Consider the following 18242-nt stretch of genomic DNA (forward strand, 5'->3'; position numbering starts at 1 on the left):
CCCGCCGTCGCAAGGACAGCGGGCCCGCGGTTCACCAATGGATGATGCTTACTTGCAGATGGCCTTGATCAGCTGGTCGGCGTACGGATCGAGCTGCATGACCGCACCCATGAGCTGGCGCATGGCGTCGGGCGAGAACGACCCGCCCTTCGGCAGCAGGATCTGCGCCTCGACGAACAGGTCCTTGGCTTCCTTGGCCGGCGCGCACTGCTTCCCCGCCTGGGCCGCCGCGAGCTTGGCCTGCCCGAAGGCCACATACGTGGCACCGAGCAGGAACTGCGACTGCGCCTTCAGCGAGTTGGGCACAACCGAATCGGCGTACTTGAGCGTTTCGACGGCCGTGGCAAAATCGTTGAGATCCTTACTGGCCGCGGCCTTCCGGTACGCATCATTTGCGGACTGCAGCGCGAGCACGCGGAGGTTCTGCGTGGTGTCGCCCGCCGCGATCGCGCTCTTGATGGCGGGGAGCACTTCGTCACCCTTGCCGAGATCCTTGAGGAGCGTGATGCGGACGGTCTGCGCGTTCTCAACCGGCATCTTGGCCGCGATCGCCTTATCAAGGGCTTCGAGCGCCTGCTGGTTCTGGCCGGCGGCCCGGAGGCCGACGATCTGCTCGTAGGCGAGCGACGCGTTCTCGGGGAACTTGGCCATACCCTTCGACGCCGTCTCGGCCGCCTTCTGGAACTGGCTATCGGCGGCGTAGGCGCGTGCCGTACGGATGAAGTACGTCGTGTCGGCGAACGAGGTGTCGAGCTTGGTCAGCTCATCGCCCTGCGTGAACGCTTCCTTGAAATCGCGCGTGGAGAGCAGGATGAGCCACCGGAGCTTGAGGAGCTCGGGGTCGCCCGGGTTGGCCTGCACGGCTTCGTCGATTACCGGCTTGGCCACCTTCGGGTTGGCCAGGACGGCGAGCGCTTCGACCACGTCCTTCTGGAGGCGCGGGTTCTTGGGATCGGTGGCGAGGAGCCGCGTGAGCGTCACGACGGCCGAGTCCCCTTGGTTGGTGTCGCGGTAGCTCTGGGCCAGGATAGCGAGGCCGGGGCGGCTCTTCGCGTCGATATCGACGATTTCCTTGGCGATCTTGAGCTGTTCGGCGGCGGGCGCCTTCTGCGTGACGAGCACGTTGGCCCAGCAGATGCGCGTGAGGGTGGCCTTCGGATAGGCGACAATGCCCTCCTTGGCCGCCGCGATCGCCGCGTCGTACTGCTGCTGACGGGCCGCGTTGATGCACTTCTGTTCAGACTCGAGTTGCTTGCGGGCTTCCTTGAGCTCCTTGGCAATCAGCCCCGAGGCCTCACCGACGCTCTTGGCGTCATAGACGCCGAGCGGCTGCACCAGCGCGTTGTCGCGCGCAAGGACGAGGTTGGCTTCAACCTTCACGCCGGTCGGCGTCTTCGACACGATCCCCGTGACGTATTCGTCGGCACGGAGGAGCGTGGCGAGCGCCTTCTGATCGTGCGGCTCGAGCGCATCGGCGACCGGGAAGCCGGAGGCCTCGAGGGTGGCCGTGATGTCCTGCTTGGGCAGCACATAGACCTGCTTGAACGGAAACTCGCTGTTCATGCGCGAGCGAACCGCGTCGGCGGCCTGCACCCCCAGGCCCTTCTCGCCGCTACGGAACACCGCGACCATGACGCGCTTCGCGTTCGGATCAGGGACCCGGTTGTACTGGGCCGAAGCCACCGAAGGCACGAGCGTGCCACCGAGGGCCAATCCGATTCCGGCGATCGCCTGGAAATGCCGTGACTGCAATGTCGTAACCTCCGCACCGTGCGTGGGACCCGGGAGATCCGGGAGACTGGAGCAACCCGTTGACTGTGCGTGTCACGCGGGTCTGGGGGGTGAAGCTGGACAAACTGCGGTCGCCGGGTGAATCCGGCAAGATTTTGCCGACGTTCCCCGACGGAATGGGCGAAGAGGGATTCGAACCCCCGACCCCCTGTGTGTAAGACAGGTGCTCTAACCAGCTGAGCTATTCGCCCGGACTTACGCTGCGTCCGGACCGTCCGCTGAAAAAACTTACAACGGTCGGGGAGCGACGTTCCCGGTGGAACCAGAAGTTTATCCGGATCGTCACATTTGGCCGGGATCTGGTCCCGTTGGCCTTGCGCCAACCTGCCGGCGCCGCTGCCGCTCGTGGGGCCCTGGCGGGGCCTCCCGCGGGCTCAGCCCTTGAGGATCGCGAGCGGGACGAGGACCACGTAGCCGAGGACCAGCAGGAGCGGCGCGATGGTCTCGCCCCCACGGGCGAGATCGGCGTAGCCGCCAAGGAGCGACGCGGCAGCAAGCCCCCAGTACAGGAGTGCCGGCGAACGGGGTTTATCGGTCGTGGTCATACGGCGGAGAATACTGGGGCACCGCGGGTGCCGGCAAGGCGTCATCGGGGTCTGCGGTACCCGCCCCGTCCAGAATGGCCTGCAGCGCACTGGCCCGGGCCGCCGCCTCCTGCGCCACGTCGGCCGCCCGCATGGCCTCGAGCTTCTTCCGATCGCGCGCGCGGCGCTGCAGGAACAGCGGCACCAACACCACGGCAAACAGCCCCAGGGCCGCCGACACGTTGGTCACAAACGAAAGGGCCCCGTAGCGCCGACGGGTGGCGTCACGCCAATGCTTCTCGAACCCCTCCCCGGTCATGCCGTAGGCCTGTCGCAGCCCCTTCTCGAACGACCCGGTACTCTTCCAGTATCGGAAGAAGTTGGCGAGTCCGCCGGCCCCGCCCAGCCCATCGAGCTCACTCACCACGCGGTGCGCCATGGCATAGCTCCACGAGGCCTCCATCCCGCCGCGCACAAACCCGCGCTCCAGTTGTTCAAGCGTGGGAAGAGTACGCCATACCATGCCGATCGACGTTTCGAACGCCTGCTCGCGCGAGAACTCGCCGGCAGCAACGCTCGCGTAGCCCTCATCGAACCACCGCGGCGGCAACCCGCCCATGGCCTCGTGCAAGGCGAGATGCGCCAACTCGTGCCGCAGCACTCCGACGGGGTCGCCGGCATCAGATCCGGCCCCCCGCCCCTGCATCACGATCTTGCGCTGATCGGGGAAGGCGAACGCCGCCCCCCACTCCGGGGCGTAGGGGCCCACCCAGGCGCGCAGGCGGCGTGCATCAGGGGCAATCGCGATGAGCACCCGGTCGCGCGGCCGCGGCAAGCCGGGAAAGCTGTCGTTCCGCTGTGCGGCCGCCAGCAACGCACGTGCAAGGCGCTCATCCTGCCGCTCGGCTACGACGGTGAACCGTCCGCTATCGAGACGGATACCAGGATCCTGCGCGGCAGCGGCCCCCGGCACCGCGGACGCCAACAACCGCAGGGCGACCACCACGCGTCTCAGTCGCGCGGCGGTACGCCCCCCTGCTCCACCTGCCCCAGCAGATCCGCGCAATGCTTGCCCCATGGACTGAACTTGTTCGCCTCGCTGCCGGTTTTCCATGCCTGCATCGCGTCCGCACGCCGGCCCGCGAACCAGAAGGCCCGCCCCAGTTCGTACCACGCCTGCAGCAGGTTGGGACCGAGCGCGAGCGCCCGCCGGAGGACTAACTCCGCGTCGCCGTACATTTCGCGCTCGCGGTAGACCATCCCGAGGTACAGCTGGGCGTACATCGTCGCCCGGCGATCCGTGTCGGCACAGATCACCGCGGAGAGATGCTCAATCGCCTCACCGTACATCTGCGTGCGCAGACAGATGTAGCCCACGTTGACGTGGGCGAGCGCATGCTGCGGCTCACGCACCAGCACCTCCTTCAGCGTCTGCATGGCGTCGTCATAACGCCCTTGCAGCATCTGCGCCCACGAGAGCAACGCTTGCGCCTCAAGGCCGCCCGGCGCCAGGGCCAGTGCCTGCAGGAAGGCGGCCTCGGCGCCGATCGCATCATTGCGTGAGAGCATCGACCACCCTTTCTCCACGAACGTGGAGGCGCCGAGATGATCCACGCGGCCGGGCATCGTGCGGGCTGGTGAGTCGGCCTCAGGACCGCGATTGAGCTGTTTCCACTGCTCGGCAAGCGCCTTCACCGCGTTCTTGGTGGCCTCCGCCGCAGTGAGCGCAGCACTGACCTCGCGAAAGAGCGTGGTGATCTCCGCCTTGAGCGCCTCGCGTTGCTCCGCCTCCACCGGCTGCACACGATGCGCCAGCACCGCGGCATCGAGCACCTCCCGCAAGGCCTCCACGCGGTCGGCGAGCGCCATGCGCGGCGCCGTGCGATCATCGCCCGTACTCATGCCTCGGCCCCGAACCGTGTGACCGCGGCGTCGGGTGGCGGGTGGATCGACGCCTCGACCGGCGCGCTGCGCTGCAGGGTAGACAGGTTGGTCTGCACGACGCGATTGTGGGGATCAAGCACGAGCGCCTGCTCCCAGGCGGCGCGCGCGCGATCGACCTCCCCACGGCGATAGTGAATGTGCCCCAGCTTGAGATGGACATCGGGGCCGTGCAGCGGCGCCAACCAGCCCACGCGCGTCAAGGCATCGAACGCCTCGTCGTAGCGCTGCGCCCGGAAGAGGTAATCACCGAGGTTCTTGTGCAGGTGCGCGCAGTTGGCATCCTCGAGCAGCGCGTGTTCCAGCGTACGCGCCGCGAGTTCGTAGCGACCCAGCCGCTCCTGTACCACGGCGAGATTGTTGTGCAGCGGCACGGCATGTGGATACACGGCGATGCCTTCCTCGAGGAGAGCCATGGCGCGCGCAGGGTCGCCGCCGAGTGCGGCGGCCATGCCGGCGGCGTGGAACCACGCAGCCGACGGCTGTCGAGCCCCCCAGAGCCTGCGGGCCATCGCCAACTGTGCGTCAGCGCCAACGAGGTCCCGTGCAGCGAGACAGAGGACCGCACGCGACAGCGCAATACGCGGGTCGACCTTGCCTTCCGCATTCCCTTCCCCTGAGCTCTCGGCGCGCTGTTGCGCCCCGTCGAGTGCTCGTGCGGCCCCGGCGAGATCGCCCAGCTGCTCGAGGGCGTAGGCAAGATTGTGAAAAACGGCCGCCGGCGCCTCTGGGTCACGGGCCCCGCGCGCGAACATGTCGGCCGCCTCTTGCCACTCACGCCGACGCGCGTGCACGAGTCCAAGATGGAAGCGTGCCACACCATCCCCGTCGCCTAGCTGCAGCACGCGCCGAAATTCGCGCGAGGCTTCTTCCATCATGCCCGTGCGATAGAACGCGATGCCGAGATTGCGGTGCTCGGCAACGCGACTCTCGAGCGGTGGCGGACGGCGCGCGGCACTCCGCCCAACGGGCTGCGCGTAGCCCGCGGAAACCAGCCCATAGAGCGCCTTTCCCACCTCGAACTCGGCCAGTCCCGAGCGCTCCATGAGCTCGTGCACATCGCGCGTACCGTCGAGCAGCGGTAGAATGCGTGCCTGCGCCTGGGAGAGCGGGGCCTCTCGGGCATTCACGCGCGCGAAGTCCGCCTCGAAGATCAGGTCGAACGACGCAACCTTCTTCTCGATCAGCGACCACTCGTCCACGCGTCGGGCCGCTTCGAGCAGGAGCGAGTCGGCGCTGATCGAACACAGCGGCACTTCGAGCGGCACTTCGCTCTCGGGCTCGAAGGTGAATGTTCCCTGTGACCAACTGAAGAGGTGATAGACCGCCTCCTCGACTTGCGTGCGATACACCCGCAGCAGCGCGTCGCGCTCCACATGTTCACTGGCGAGCAATGCCTTGGCGAGATCGTGATCATCCTGCGGCGCCGCCGGCGACGCGCGCTGTGACCCGTCCTGCGACGCCACCGGCGACGCCACCGGCGACGCGATGCGGGCCAGCTCGTCGGCTGCGATCGCGCCAAGCCGCACCAATCGGTCACCGAGCCGATCGCGACGGTTGACGATTCCGGCGTGCACCACGCGGCCATCGACGAAGTGGATGGTGCCGAAGCTGCCATCACGCGCAATGCTGAGGCATCCCGTCTTCTGCCCGAGCGCGAGCAACTGGAGAACGTCAGCGAGGCTCGCCTCGCTGAGATTGCCGCGAATGGCCATTCAGCGGATCCCCATCAGCGGAACTCCTCGATCAGGCGGCCGCTGAGCTCGGGCCAGTGCCACATGGTCTTCTCGCGATCCTCGAAGAAGCGGTCGGGCTCACCGGTGGCGCGACCGGCGAGCTGGTCGAGTCGCGGCTGTGGGCGGAGCGGAAGTGCGACCACCAATCCCCCCTCAAAGCGGGAGCGAAGCCGATCGGCGAGGTCGTGCATCTCGCGCGGTGCACGCGTGCTGGTGAGCACGATCTGCCCCCGGCGTCCCACCAGGTAGTTGAACAGGTGGAAGAGCTCTTCCTGCGTGCGTTCCTTGGCCTCGAGCAACTGCAGATCATCGAGGATGAACACGTCGGCGTTTCGGTAGCGCAGACGCCAGCGGTCCACCCGCCCCTCCTGCATCGCGGCCACGTACTCCTCGACGAACGACATGGCAGATATGCACGCCACCGCGAGATCCGGGTGCGCATCCGCCACCGCATTGCCAATGGCGTGCGCGAGATGCGTCTTGCCGCTCCCCGTGGGGCCGTACAGGAACAACGGGTTGTACACCGCTCCCGGCTGCTCGATCACGGTATCCACGGCACGGATGGCGAGCTGGTTTTCGGGCGCCACCTGCAGCGCGGCACGCGTAAAGCCGGGCGACGGCTGCGGTAGCGGCAACGTCGTGCCGATGAGCCGATGGACGCGCTGCTGCGCCGCGGGAATGGCCTCGACGTCGCGGAAGTCGGCAGCGCCGCGCAGGCCGGGGTCGAGGCTCACCGCCTGCGCCTCGAGCTGGCGCAGGTGGTCGACGGCACCTGCGTACACACGGAGCAATCCGTCCACGTCCGGGGCCTGCGGTAGTGCCATGGCCCGCTCGAGCACGCGCACGTTCCACCCCTCCGGGCGATAGGTGGCGATCGCCTCACCAATCACCACACGCCAGGGTGCCACGCGATTTTCGACCTCATGCAATACGTCGGCGAGGAAGCCGTCGTAGTCGGTTCCCGCGGGAATGATCGCCTGGAAGCGCTCGGCCGTTGCTGGCGCGGGGGAGGCGGCATGGACGCCCAACACGGCTCGCACATCGGCGGCGGCGACCGGCTGCCCTTCGATTTCCTGATAGGCCGTGAGCTTGTTGAGCGCGCCCTTCAGCTCACGCACGTTGCCGAACGGAAGCCGCGCTACCTCGTCGAGGACACCGTCGGCGACGGACATGGTGCGTTCCGCGGCAACATTGCGGAGGATCGCGAGGCGCAGCTCGAAGTCGGGGGCGCCCACATCAACCACGAGCCCCCCCGACAGCCTCGAGAGCAGCCGCTGGTCCACGTCGGGGATCTCGGCCGGCCGCCGATCGCTTGTCAGCACCAGCTGCTGGCCGCCATTCAGCAGCAGGTTGAGGAGCCGCAGCAGTTCGCTCTGGGTTTCGCGCTGGCCAGTGAGGAACTGCACGTCATCCAGGATGAGCAGGTCCACCTGCCCAAACTGCTCGAGGAACTGCTGCGGTTGCCCGCTGGCCACGGCGACGTGCAGGTGCTCCGCCACCTCCTCGCCGGAGGAGACGCGCACGCGGAGCTCTGGCTGCCGCTCTTGGGCCCGATGGGCGATCGCTGCCGCGAGGTGCGTCTTCCCGAGCCCCGATCCGCCGTACACGAACAGTGGGTTGTACGCCTGCCCTGGGGACTCTGCCACGGCACGGGCGGCGGACACGGCCAACCGGTTGGACGCGCCGACCACGAAGGTTTCAAACCGCAGGGCGCGATCCATCGGCATTACGCGGCCTGCGAGGGCGCAGGCCCCGGCGTGCCCATCGTCGCATGGACACGGGGGCCGGCGACGCTGCCGTTCTCGGCCTCCTAGCACGGTGCATGAGGACCGTCCTGGTCACGGTGTGCTCTCCTCCCCTGAGTAGCGATGCCGCGCTCCGAGGGCGACGGCATCGACGACCTCGGCGTGCGCGGGGCGGGCCGTCAATCCGATCGCCGCCACGTATACCGCGCGCACCATGACCACGACGAGTCCGACCGGACAGCCGCCGTGTGGGAGGAGGACGATCGAGCCAAGCGTGACGGCACGAGCGAGCGCTGCGCGCGCAGCTCGTCGTGCTCGTCGTGCCCGCCGTCACTCGGACAGCGACGCTCCGTTGGCGGGTTCGTCGGTGTGATAGAAGCCGAAGACGTCGAGGGGATCCTGGTGCTCGGCAAGTTCCGGCATAGCACTCAGCACCGCGAGGGACTGTCTGAGATCGGTCGGCAACGGCGAGCGCAAATCCACGACCGCTCCCGACACCGGATGCCGGAAGCGGAGCCACGCGGCATGCAGGAAATGGCGACGCGGGGGGAGCGCGGCCAGCTTGCGCCCTCCGCCCCCGCCGTAGGTATCATCGCCAATCACGGGGTGCCCCACGCTCGACAGGTGGACCCGGATCTGGTGGGTGCGCCCCGAATGGAGGTGCGCCCGCAACAGGTCCACACTGTCGAAGCGGGCCAGCCGCACGAAGTCCGTGCGCGCGACCTTTCCCGTCTGGACGATCGCCATGCGTGTCCGGTCTCGCGGATCGCGGGCGATGGGCTGGTCCACGGTGATGGCGTCGCCATTGAGATGCCCCCAGCACACCGCGACGTAGCGGCGGGTGACCTGCCGGGCGGCCAGTGCGGTGCTGAGAACGCGATGCGACGCGTCGGTCTTGGCCACCACCAGCAGCCCCGAGGTGTCCTTGTCGAGACGGTGCACCAGCCCTGCGCGGTCCTCCCCACCCCCCTCAGCGAGCGGCTCCCCCCGCCCCAAGAGAGCATTGACCAACGTCCCGGACCAGTTGCCGGGCGCCGGATGGACCACCATGCCGGCGGGCTTGTCCACCACCAGCAAGTGCTCATCCTCGTACACAATGTCGAGGGGGATCTGCTCGGCCACGATATCGCGCCCGGGTGGCGGTGGCACCTCGACGGTCACCGCATCCGACGACTCGCTGCGGTAACTGGCCCGTTGCCTGGCCCCATTCACCAGCACGTGACCGTTGGCAATCAGAGTGGCGGCCTGCGTGCGCGACAGCTCGCCGTACCGCGCGACGAGCAGATCGAGCCGTTCGCCGGCCTCGCCGCCAACGGTGAAGGCGTAGCGGCGCCCGCCACTCGCAGCGGCGCCGGCGCTACTGCTGCTCACGTGCCCGCAGCGCGTCCTGCTGTGCCTTGTCTTCCTGCCAGAGCGCAATCACGAGGCATGCGGCGCCGATCGTGACTGCCGTGTCGGCCACGTTAAACGTCCAGAAGCGCGCCGCCCCCACGCCGATGTCGATGAAGTCGACTACGCCCTCACGCAGGCGGATGCGATCGAGCAGGTTGCCGATGGCGCCGCCCACAATCACGGGCACCCCGAGCGACGCGACCTTCGACACCCGCGTGAGGTCGGCGGTGGCTCGCATAAGGACGACCACGATCACCACGCTCAGCGCGGCGAAGATCCAGCGCGACCCCGGACCAAGGTGCATACCGAAGGCAGCGCCAGGGTTGAAGGCGAGCGTGAAGCGCAGCACATCGCCGATGATGCGATGCGGCATGTGCCGAGGCACAAGCTGCTCAACGGCCCACGCCTTGGTGAGGAAATCGAGCGCGACGGTCACCAGCACGATGATCCAGAAGCGCAACGTGGCGGACGCCGCGGGCACATTATTGATCACGGCACTGGCCGTGGCAGCGCGGGCCTTCACGTCACGGGCGGGAAGAGTCATGCGGGGTCGGTCAAGGCGCGAGATCGCGCGAGTCAGTGGCGTTCGGCACTACCGCCGATGCTGCCGCGAGCGCCGTAGCCTCGCGACGCTCCTCGTGCCAGAGCACGAGGGCCAACAGGCAGGCGCCGGTGCTCACCGCGATGTCGGCCACGTTGAACGTGGGCCAGCGGCGCACGCCGAAGCCAATATCGATGAAGTCCACCACCCCGTACTCAGAGCGGATGCGATCGATCACGTTGCCCACCGCACCCGCCGCCACCAGCGAGATGGCCAGCACGCGCCGCAGGTCGCCGTCCTCGGTCTGCCGGTACAGTCGGCCGAGGACGACGAGCGCCCCGCAGGTGAGCCCCATAAAAATCCAACGTGAGTAGGGCCCGAGGTGCAGCCCAAAGGCCGCGCCCGGATTGTAAACGAGCGCGAACCGGAACCACTCCCCGACGACCGACGTCGGGGTAGCGGCCGACACCATCGTCGCCTCGGCCACCAGTTTGGTGATCTGATCCAGGATGACGACGAAAAGGAATACGGGGACTGCGACGATCGCCTTCACGTCATCCCTTCTTCGAATCTTCCTCGCGCTGCTTACACGCGATGCAGTAGCGGGCATTCGGCAGCGCATCGAGGCGCTCGAACGCGATCTCCTCGCCGCACTGGTGGCACTTCCCGAATGTTTCCGGCGCCTTGTAGAGGCGGCGCAGCGCCTGGTCGATGTGCCACAGGAAACGGCCTTCCTTCGAGGCGAAAAGAAACGCTTTCTCACGCTCCATGGCGTCAGTGCCCTGGTCGGCCATGTGGAAGGAGTACGCACTGCTGTCGCCATCGGCCGCCTCGCCATTGGGGCCGAGCGTCTCGCTGTGATGCCCAAGCTCCTTCAGGACGCGCTTGCGCTCCTCGAGTAGCCGCTTTTCGAAGTGCTGGAGCTGCTTCTTGGGCATCGCCTTCGCCTTCTTGGCGTCCTTTGTCGACGCGGCTTTCGATTCGGCCATCACGACCCTTCCTTGGTGAGCGCAAGCCGGAGGGCACGTCCATCGACGTCCCCGGCCTGCGTAGCGGTCCACATGGCGCCGTCTCCCGGGCCGGAGAACGGCGATCCCACCTCATTGCCGAGCAGCAATCGCACGGCAAGTACTTCCTCGGCGATGCGGCTGCGGTGTGCAGCCACGGCGCTTTCCAGCTCCTCATCCCCAGCGACAGCCAGGGCAATGCGATCACTCACCTCGAGTTGCGATTCCTTGCGGAGCCGCTGGACCCGGCTGATGACCTCACGGGCAAGCCCTTCAGCGCGCAGCTCCGGCGTGATGGTCGGATCGAGGGCGACCCCATAGCCCCCGTTTTCCTGCACGACGGCAGCGCCCGAGGCGCGCCGGATGATGGCGACGTCTTCGGGGGCAATCAAGCGTTCGGCGCCAGCCGCCTCGAACGTGACCGAGTGGCCGGCCGCCAACTCACGCAAGAGGTCGGTTGGCATTGCCGCGACGGCCTCGGCCACCAATGGCGTTTCCTTGCCGAACTTCTTGCCCAACGTGCGGAAGTTGGCTTTCGCCTCCAGCGACACGAGCGCGTCGGTCGAGGTGACGAACTCGACCCGCTTCACATTCAATTCCGATGCCAACAGCCCACCGAGGGTCGCCACCAGGGTCGCGTCCCCGGGGATCACGCACTGCAGCGACGGCAGTGGCTGACGCACCTTCACCTCGGCGACATCGCGCGCGGCGTGGGCAAGGCCAGCGAGGGTACGGAGGTCCTCCATGGCCACCTCGAGCGCGTCATCGACCGGGGTGGGCTGTTCGCGCGTGTACGGCGCGAGATGCACCGACGTACCGGTGAGATGGCGGTGCACGGCGTCGGTCATGAACGGCGCGAACGGCGCCAGCAGCCGGCAGGTGACCACCAGGACTTCATGCAGGGTGGCGAAGGCAGCCCGGTTGTCCGCGCTATCCACCTCGTAGAAGCGCGCGCGGCTCTGACGCACGTACCACTTGGATACGTCGTCGTCCATGAACTGCATCACCCGTCGCGCGGCAAGCGTGGCATCGTAATTGTCGAGATGCTGGTTTACCTCGCGCTCCACCCGCGTGAGGCGCGAGAGGATCCAGCGATCGAGCGCGGGCCGGTCTTCGACGCTGGGGTCAGCCGCACCGGGCTGCCAGCCGAAGTTGGCGTACTGGGCGAAGATGCCATTGTACACGTTGCGGAACGTGAGCAGGAACCGTCCGGCGGTTTCGCGGATCGCATTCTCGTCGAAGCGGCGGGGTACCCACACCTGGCTCGACGCCACGAGAAAGAGGCGTACCGCATCGGCACCGTGACGCTCCATCACGTCCCACGGATTGACCACGTTGCCCTTCGACTTGGACATCTTCTGTCCTTGGGCGTCGAGCACGAGATCGTTCACCACCACGTTGCGATATGGCGCCGCCTGATCCTGAGCGTTGTGCGGCAGCGCGTCGCCCAGCGTGGTGGCAATGGCCAGCAACGAGTAGAACCAGCCGCGCGTCTGGTCGACCCCTTCACAGATGAAGTCAGCGGGGTACTGCGCAGCCACCACGTCCTGATTCTCGAACGGGTAATGCCACTGCGCGAACGGCATCGACCCCGAATCGAACCAGGTGTCGATCACCTCGGGGACGCGCCGCATGGTGCCCTTGCCGCTCTTGGCCGGCCACGTGTACTGGTCGATGTGCGGCTTGTGCGGATCGAAATCGTCGGGAAGCGGCCGGCCGATACGCTCCGCGAGCTCGGCATAGCTCCCGATCACGTCGACCTCGGCGGCGTCCTCGTCGTTGACCCACACCGGAAGGGGCGTGCCCCAGTAGCGGTCGCGCGAGATGGCCCAGTCCACGTTGTTGGACAGCCACTCGCCGAAACGGCCGGTACCCACTTCCGTGGGATTCCAGTTCACCTGACCGTTGCGTTGCAGCAGTGCGTCGCGTACGGCGGTGGTGCGCACGAACCACGACCCGCGCGCATAGTAGAGCAGCGGTGTACCACAACGCCAGCAGTGCGGATAGGCATGCACGAACGTGGTGGCCTTCCACAACACGTCGCGCTCCTTGAGCACCTCGAGGATGCGCGCGTCAGCCTGTTTCACAAACTGGCCCGCAACCTCGGGCACGCCCTCCACGAACTCACCGCGCGCGTTGACCGGCTGCACGAAGGCAAGCCCATGCCGCTGGCCGGCGGCGTAGTCGTCGGCGCCGAACGCCGGCGCCATGTGCACCACGCCCGAACCGTCTTCGGCGGAGACGAACTCCTCGGGGACGATGATCTCGTGATTGCCCTGTTCGGGATACGGCACCCAGTCAAGCGGACGGCGATAGCGGCGACCGGCGAGCTCACTTCCCTGCATGGTGCCCAGGACATCCCAGCGGTCGCCCCAGTCAGCACCCAGCACGCCCGGCACCCGCGCCTCGGCGAGGATGATCGTCCACTCAGCCCCGGTCTTCTTGCGCAGCTCGGTGTAGACCAGCTCCGGATTCACCGCGAGCGCGGTATTGGAAACGAGCGTCCACGGCGTCGTCGTCCACACCAGGATGCGGCGGCGCATAGCAGGCGCGTTGCCCTCCGCGTCGAGCAGATCGAGCGCCACGTAGACGCTCGGATCCTCGACATCATCGTACCCCTGTGCGACCTCGTGGCTGGAAAGCGCCGTGCCGCAGCGCGCGCAGTACGGCAGGATCTTGTGGCCGCGCGTAAGCAGCCCCTTGCCGTGCATCGTCCGCAGCGCCCACCACACACTCTCCACGAAGTCGTGCGAGTAGGTGACGTAGGGGTTGTCGTAGTCGAGCCAATAGGCGGTCCGGTGCGAGAGCTTCTCCCACTCGCCGCGATACTTCCACACGCTTTCGCGACAGCGACGGTTGAACTCAGCCACGCCGACCTGTTCGATCAGCTGCTTGCCGCCTAGCTTGGCGATTTCACTTGGATCCACTCCCTGGCGCTCAGCCTCCTCGCGCTGCAGCTCCTTCTCCACCTCGATTTCCACCGGGAGACCATGCGTGTCCCAGCCCGCCTTGCGCGGCACATAGTACCCCTGCATCGCGCGATGGCGGCAGACGAGGTCCTTGATGGTGCGCGCGAATACGTGGTGAATGCCGGGGCGGCCGTTGGCGGTGGGCGGTCCCTCGAAGAACACGAACGGCTTCGCGTTGACGCGCGCCGCCTGCGACTGCTCGAACAGCTTCTCCGCATCCCACTGCGAAAGAATGCCGCGCTCGAGCGCATCAGCGTTGGTGTCCGGGAGGAGCGGGTACCGCACGGCGTCCTGCGTCATAGGGGAGGAGAGAGGATGATGCGAATTACAGCGCGGCGAGTACGCCCTTCACCACAGTCGACAGACTGGGTTCCGCGCGCTTGGCCACGGCGATGATCTCAGGGAGGTGCGCCGGCTTGAGCGCATCCGGAAGGCACTGATCGGTAATGATCGAGAGTCCCAGGACGCGCATGCCGCCGTGCACAGCCACGATCACCTCGGGGACCGTGCTCATGCCCACCACGTCGGCGCCAATTCCACGCAGGAATCGATACTCGGCGCGTGTCTCGAGGTTAGGCCCCTGCACCGCCACGTACACACCTTCGCGCAACGGGATGTTGTTGGCGATGGCGACCTCGCGGGCGATGCGCCGCAGCGCCGCATCGTACGGCTCCGACATGTCGGGGAAGCGCGGGCCGAGCGCGTCGTCGTTGGGGCCGATGAGCGGGTTGTCGCCGAGCAGGTTGATGTGGTCGGCGATCAGCATGAGGTCCCCGGGCGCCCAGAGCGGATGCATGCCGCCGCAGGCGTTGCTCACAATGAGCGTACCCGCACCAAGCGCCTGCAGCACCCGCACCGGGAAGGTGACCTGCTGCAGCGTGTAGCCTTCATAACGGTGGAAGCGCCCCTGCATGGCGATCACCGTACGGCCTCCCAGCGTGCCGCACAGGAGGCGTCCCGTGTGCGACTCCACCGTGGACAGCGGGAAGTTGGGGAGCTCACCGTATTCGATCGTCTGCTGGACGTCGATCTCCGCCGCCAACCCACCAAGCCCGGTCCCGAGAATGATCGCGGCGTCGATCGGCGTAGCGAAGCGTGCGCGCACGGCCTGTGCGCACGCCTCGATGCGCTCACGGGTGTTGCCGACGTCGGCGCGACGCGCATCGAGTGCGGCGGCGCGGAACTCCGGGAAGCGTTCGTCGGTCATGGGCTATCCAGGAGGCGTCAGGTCCGACCACCGAACAGCACGGTGCCGAGGCGCACGTGCGTGGCACCCTCCTCCACGGCGATTTCGTAGTCGCCCGACATGCCCATGCTGAGCCACCCCGCGTCATGTCCCGCGGCCTGCACCTGCGCACGGGCGGCCCGTGCGCCGGAAAAGACGGTGCGCAGCACCCGCTCGTCCGCCTCGTACGGCGCCATCGTCATCACACCACGCACGCGAAGCCCGTGCAACGCCTGCAGCCGATCGGCAAAGGCGGGGACGTCAGCGGGTCCAATCCCGCTCTTGCTCCCTTCGCCACTCACGTTGACCTGCAGCAGCACGTCGAGGGTGCGGCCGGCTTTGTCGGCTTCCTCGTGCAGTGCCACCGCGAGCCGCTCGCTGTCGAGCCCGTGACACAGGGAGAAGCGCAGCGCATGTTTCGCCTTGTTGCGCTGCAGGTGACCGATGAGGTGCCAGCGGACGGGGATGGCGAGCTGCGCCATCTTGCTTTCGGCCTCCTGCACGCGGTTCTCGCCCACGTCGGTCACACCCGCGGCATACGCCGCCAGCACAGACTCAGGACCGTGCGTTTTGGTGACCGCGATCAGCGTGACCTCCTGCCCATGTCCGCCGCGAGCGCGAGCATCGGCGATGCGCGTGCGCACCTCCGCCACCGCCTCCTGGACGACCCCTGCCCACGCCGTCGTAGTGTGGTCGGAAATTGGCATAGCACATAAGGTTAGGCACCGTTGCACCCCGACACAAGTAACGGATCGGTAGGGCTCGTGATCGTGGTGCAGCGTAGCAGTTCCTGAGCCGTCCGCGCGGCCGGATCACTGGCCGGCGGTAGCGGCGCCAGCGCGGCACCGGGGACCTGGTCGCGCTGGGCTCGGATCGCCCGGTCGTCGAGCACCACGGTGCCCGCTGGGGCGGTTGGCGCGGGTGCATACACCAGCCCCTGCAGCGCCCACCCCATCGCCGGAGCGAGGCGATGGCGGTCACCGCGCCCGAGCAGCGTGCTGACGCGCACCGGTCGTCGCGCCTCACCAGCGCGGATCATCACCGAGCGGAGGACGGCATCGGTTCCGGGCCAGCGCGTGACCGCTTCTGGCGCCAGCAGCTTGCGGCCGGCGAGCTCCGCCCGGTACCACTCGGCGCCGAGCAGCGGCACGGTGACGATCGCCACATCGGCTCGATAGTCCTCTACCTGCTGCAGGTACCAGAGCGGAAACGTGTCATTGTCGCCACCGGCCAACAGCACGCCGTTCTGCGGCACGGCGTCGAGCAGGAGCCGGGCATAGATGCGCGGCAGTGACGCCACCGGTTCGCGCGTACGATCGGCCACGGGATGATTGGCGAGTAGGGGCACCAGCACCACCAGCAGCGGCAGCGTGGCCACAGGTGCCGGCAGCCTGCGCGCCAGCGTGGTGGCCAGCGACGCCGCCCCGGCGCCGGCCATCAGTCCCCACGCCCAGAACCCGAGCACGAAGAAGTAGTCGCGCTCACGGGCCTCGTGACCAGCCCCGGGGGGCAACACCCCCACGCCGAACGACGGCCCCGCGCGCATGTTGAGCCAGAACACCACCCCGAGCGTGGCACTCACCAGCAGCAGGACCATGGCACGCCCGACGCGCGGATCGTGCCGCCACATGGCGCGTCCCCCCAGCACGGCCAGCCACGCCCACAGGATCGACAGCGCGGTGCGCGCCACCGCCGCCGTAGGCAGCGGGTGCAATCCGAACGCCACCTGCCAATCGGCCCACTGGAAGAGATTCCCCACCTGCAGCCAGAGCGGTGCCAACCGTGGCCAGAGCCCCACCACTGCGTATTGCTCGCGCCGCAGGACGGCGATCACCGCACGCAGCGATTCAGGGTTCCCCGAATCGAGTTGCGGATTGCGGGCCGACAGCATCGGCAGCACGGCCACGGCAGAAAGCCCGAGGAGGAGCAACGCCCCCCACGAGATCATCGCGCGGACCGTGGGCCGCGGTCCGCGCCATGCCAGCGCCACTGTCGCCGGGAGCGCCACCAGAACGCTCAGATGCAGCGGCACAGCCAGGCCAGCGAGGAACGCGATCACCCCCCGCGCGCGGATCCGCTGGTCCGGTGCGGTGTCGTGCCGCCCGGCGTATTCAGCGACGGCCAGCATGCACACGCTCGCCAGCAAGGCCACGCCGTACACTTCCGTCTCGGTGGCGTTGTTCCAGACGCTGTACATGGCGCCCCCCATAACCGCCGCCACGACGGCACCGCGCGCGCCGATCCAGCGGCTTGCCATCCACGCGCCGACCCCACCAGCCAACGCCGAGGCCCATACGGACAGCAGCGTGATGGCGCGGGGCGGCGAGGCGCTTGAGAAGACCAGCGCCGAGAGCTTCCCCAGTAGAATCCAGAGCGGTGTGCCCGGCGGATGCGGAATGCCGAGGGTGTGCGCCCCGGTCATGAATTCGGCCGCATCCCAGAAGGTGAGGTCTGGTGCGGCCGTAGACAGGTAGGTGGCCAAAAGCACCATCGTCGCCACGACTGCGGCGACGATGGGGGATGGCAACCGGATTCCGCGAGCCTTGCTCGACGAATGAACGCGGATCAGGCGGGCGCGACCTCAGGGCCACCGAGGAGCGGCGGGGCGATCGGCCGCGGCGCCGCCGCTGCGGGTGGCGTGGGCGCGGGGGCCGACGGGACGTCGGGTCCACGACGGGGGGGCAGCTCTCTGCCTTCCTTGAGCACGATGATGTCGTCGCGGCTCAGCGTCTCGCGCTCGAGCAGTCCGTTCGCGACCGCATCGAGCAGCGCGCGATGCTCCGTGAGCACCGATACCGCCCGCGCATGGGCCTCGAAGGCCACGCGCTTGACCTCGGCATCGACAAGCTGCGCCGTCTGCTCCGACACCTCGCGCCGCGACTGGATCTCGCGGCCGAGGAACAGCTCCTGCTCGTTGTCGCCCACCAGGATGGGGCCGATGGTTTCGGAGAGCCCCCACTGGGTCACGTAGCGGCGCGCGATGTTGGTGGCCTGCTGGATGTCGCTGGCCGCGCCGGTGGTCACCCGGTTGTGGCCGAACACGATCTCTTCAGCGGCACGCCCGCCGTAGGCCATCACGAGACGCGCCTCGAGCTGCTCGCGTGTGACCGACACGCGATCATCCTCGGGGAGCGTGAAGGCGATGCCCAGCGCGCGACCGCGCGGCACGATGGTCACCTTGTGCAGCGGATCATTGCCCTTCACCATCATGGCGCAGACCGCATGCCCCGCCTCGTGGAAGGCGGTGAGGCGACGCTCCTCTTCCTTCATCACGAGCGACTTGCGCTCGGCGCCCAGCATCACGCGATCCTTCGCTTCCTCGAGATCGCTCATGTAGATCTTCTCGTGATTCTTGCGGGCCGCGAGCAGCG

The 18242-nt window shown here is 67.6% G+C and carries 15 protein-coding genes, 1 tRNA gene and 1 pseudogene; all 17 read right to left on the minus strand.

All coding sequences use genetic code 11. The annotated features are described in order from the left end of the window. Positions 1 to 48: 48 nt before the first annotated feature. Entirely contained in the window at positions 49 to 1752 is a 1704-nt protein-coding gene (locus ACIQ51_RS10315) for a hypothetical protein (protein ID WP_396204956.1), read from the minus strand. A gap of 156 nt (positions 1753 to 1908) precedes the next feature. After that, positions 1909 to 1982: transfer RNA gene (locus ACIQ51_RS10320), tRNA-Val, on the minus strand. Between the two features lie 183 nt (positions 1983 to 2165). Then, positions 2166 to 2336 carry a hypothetical protein gene (locus tag ACIQ51_RS10325; RefSeq protein WP_396204957.1) on the minus strand — a complete coding sequence of 57 codons (171 nt, stop codon included), beginning with the start codon at positions 2334 to 2336 and terminating at the stop codon, positions 2166 to 2168. Continuing rightward, a complete protein-coding gene (locus ACIQ51_RS10330) occupies positions 2320 to 3321 on the minus strand; it encodes a peptidase MA family metallohydrolase (protein ID WP_396204958.1) in 1002 nt (333 codons plus the stop codon). The genes ACIQ51_RS10325 and ACIQ51_RS10330 overlap by 17 nt, the downstream gene beginning before the upstream one ends. A 5-nt stretch (positions 3322 to 3326) precedes the next feature. After that, positions 3327 to 4217, minus strand: coding sequence for a tetratricopeptide repeat protein (locus tag ACIQ51_RS10335; protein ID WP_396204959.1), 891 nt, complete (start codon positions 4215 to 4217; stop codon positions 3327 to 3329). Beyond that, positions 4214 to 5971, minus strand: a complete 1758-nt coding sequence (locus tag ACIQ51_RS10340; protein ID WP_396204960.1) for a DUF4388 domain-containing protein — start codon at positions 5969 to 5971, stop codon at positions 4214 to 4216. Before ACIQ51_RS10340 ends, ACIQ51_RS10335 begins: the two co-directional genes overlap by 4 nt. 14 nt (positions 5972 to 5985) lie before the next feature. Further along, positions 5986 to 7719 (minus strand): DnaA ATPase domain-containing protein, encoded by a 1734-nt coding sequence (locus ACIQ51_RS10345; RefSeq protein WP_396204961.1) that lies wholly within the window; start codon positions 7717 to 7719, stop codon positions 5986 to 5988. A gap of 111 nt (positions 7720 to 7830) precedes the next feature. Next, positions 7831 to 7953 (minus strand): hypothetical protein, encoded by a 123-nt coding sequence (locus ACIQ51_RS10350; RefSeq protein ID WP_396204962.1) that lies wholly within the window; start codon positions 7951 to 7953, stop codon positions 7831 to 7833. Positions 7954 to 8067: 114 nt separating this feature from the next. Beyond that, positions 8068 to 9108, minus strand: a complete 1041-nt coding sequence (locus tag ACIQ51_RS10355) for an RluA family pseudouridine synthase (RefSeq protein ID WP_396204963.1) — start codon at positions 9106 to 9108, stop codon at positions 8068 to 8070. Beyond that, positions 9095 to 9673, minus strand: coding sequence for a signal peptidase II (gene lspA / locus ACIQ51_RS10360; protein WP_396204964.1), 579 nt, complete (start codon positions 9671 to 9673; stop codon positions 9095 to 9097). Before lspA (ACIQ51_RS10360) ends, ACIQ51_RS10355 begins: the two co-directional genes overlap by 14 nt. Positions 9674 to 9683: 10 nt before the next feature. Further along, positions 9684 to 10223 (minus strand): signal peptidase II, encoded by a 540-nt coding sequence (gene lspA, locus ACIQ51_RS10365; protein ID WP_396204965.1) that lies wholly within the window; start codon positions 10221 to 10223, stop codon positions 9684 to 9686. 1 nt (position 10224) lies between these two features. Next, complete coding sequence (locus ACIQ51_RS10370) at positions 10225 to 10659, minus strand: TraR/DksA family transcriptional regulator (protein WP_396204966.1); 435 nt, start codon at positions 10657 to 10659, stop codon at positions 10225 to 10227. Then, entirely contained in the window at positions 10659 to 13946 is a 3288-nt protein-coding gene (ileS, locus tag ACIQ51_RS10375; RefSeq protein WP_396204967.1) for an isoleucine--tRNA ligase, read from the minus strand. Before ileS ends, ACIQ51_RS10370 begins: the two co-directional genes overlap by 1 nt. 25 nt (positions 13947 to 13971) lie before the next feature. Beyond that, positions 13972 to 14853 (minus strand): purine-nucleoside phosphorylase, encoded by an 882-nt coding sequence (locus ACIQ51_RS10380; protein WP_396204968.1) that lies wholly within the window; start codon positions 14851 to 14853, stop codon positions 13972 to 13974. Positions 14854 to 14870: 17 nt separating this feature from the next. Continuing rightward, on the minus strand, positions 14871 to 15578 hold the full coding sequence (locus ACIQ51_RS10385; RefSeq protein ID WP_396204969.1) for a YggS family pyridoxal phosphate-dependent enzyme: 708 nt from the start codon (positions 15576 to 15578) through the stop codon (positions 14871 to 14873). 11 nt (positions 15579 to 15589) lie between these two features. Next, entirely contained in the window at positions 15590 to 17362 is a 1773-nt protein-coding gene (locus ACIQ51_RS10390) for a protein O-mannosyl-transferase family (RefSeq protein ID WP_396204970.1), read from the minus strand. Between the two features lie 74 nt (positions 17363 to 17436). Further along, positions 17437 to 18242, minus strand: a pseudogene (locus tag ACIQ51_RS10395) (cell division protein FtsH); the annotation flags it as partial.

The organism is Gemmatimonas sp., from assembly GCF_044344655.1.
In the GTDB taxonomy this organism is placed as follows: domain Bacteria; phylum Gemmatimonadota; class Gemmatimonadetes; order Gemmatimonadales; family Gemmatimonadaceae; genus Gemmatimonas.

Coding starts and splice junctions, on each gene's coding strand:
- ACIQ51_RS10325 (WP_396204957.1), bottom strand. CDS start 2,336: ATGACCACGACCGATAAACCCCGTTCGCCGGCACTCCTGTACTGGGGG.
- ACIQ51_RS10335 (WP_396204959.1), bottom strand. CDS start 4,217: ATGAGTACGGGCGATGATCGCACGGCGCCGCGCATGGCGCTCGCCGAC.
- ACIQ51_RS10340 (WP_396204960.1), bottom strand. CDS start 5,971: ATGGCCATTCGCGGCAATCTCAGCGAGGCGAGCCTCGCTGACGTTCTC.
- ACIQ51_RS10345 (WP_396204961.1), bottom strand. CDS start 7,719: ATGCCGATGGATCGCGCCCTGCGGTTTGAAACCTTCGTGGTCGGCGCG.
- ACIQ51_RS10350 (WP_396204962.1), bottom strand. CDS start 7,953: ATGGTGCGCGCGGTATACGTGGCGGCGATCGGATTGACGGCCCGCCCC.
- lspA (WP_396204964.1), bottom strand. CDS start 9,673: ATGACTCTTCCCGCCCGTGACGTGAAGGCCCGCGCTGCCACGGCCAGT.
- ACIQ51_RS10370 (WP_396204966.1), bottom strand. CDS start 10,659: ATGGCCGAATCGAAAGCCGCGTCGACAAAGGACGCCAAGAAGGCGAAG.
- ileS (WP_396204967.1), bottom strand. CDS start 13,946: ATGACGCAGGACGCCGTGCGGTACCCGCTCCTCCCGGACACCAACGCT.
- ACIQ51_RS10380 (WP_396204968.1), bottom strand. CDS start 14,853: ATGACCGACGAACGCTTCCCGGAGTTCCGCGCCGCCGCACTCGATGCG.
- ACIQ51_RS10385 (WP_396204969.1), bottom strand. CDS start 15,578: ATGCCAATTTCCGACCACACTACGACGGCGTGGGCAGGGGTCGTCCAG.
- ACIQ51_RS10390 (WP_396204970.1), bottom strand. CDS start 17,362: ATGGTGCTTTTGGCCACCTACCTGTCTACGGCCGCACCAGACCTCACC.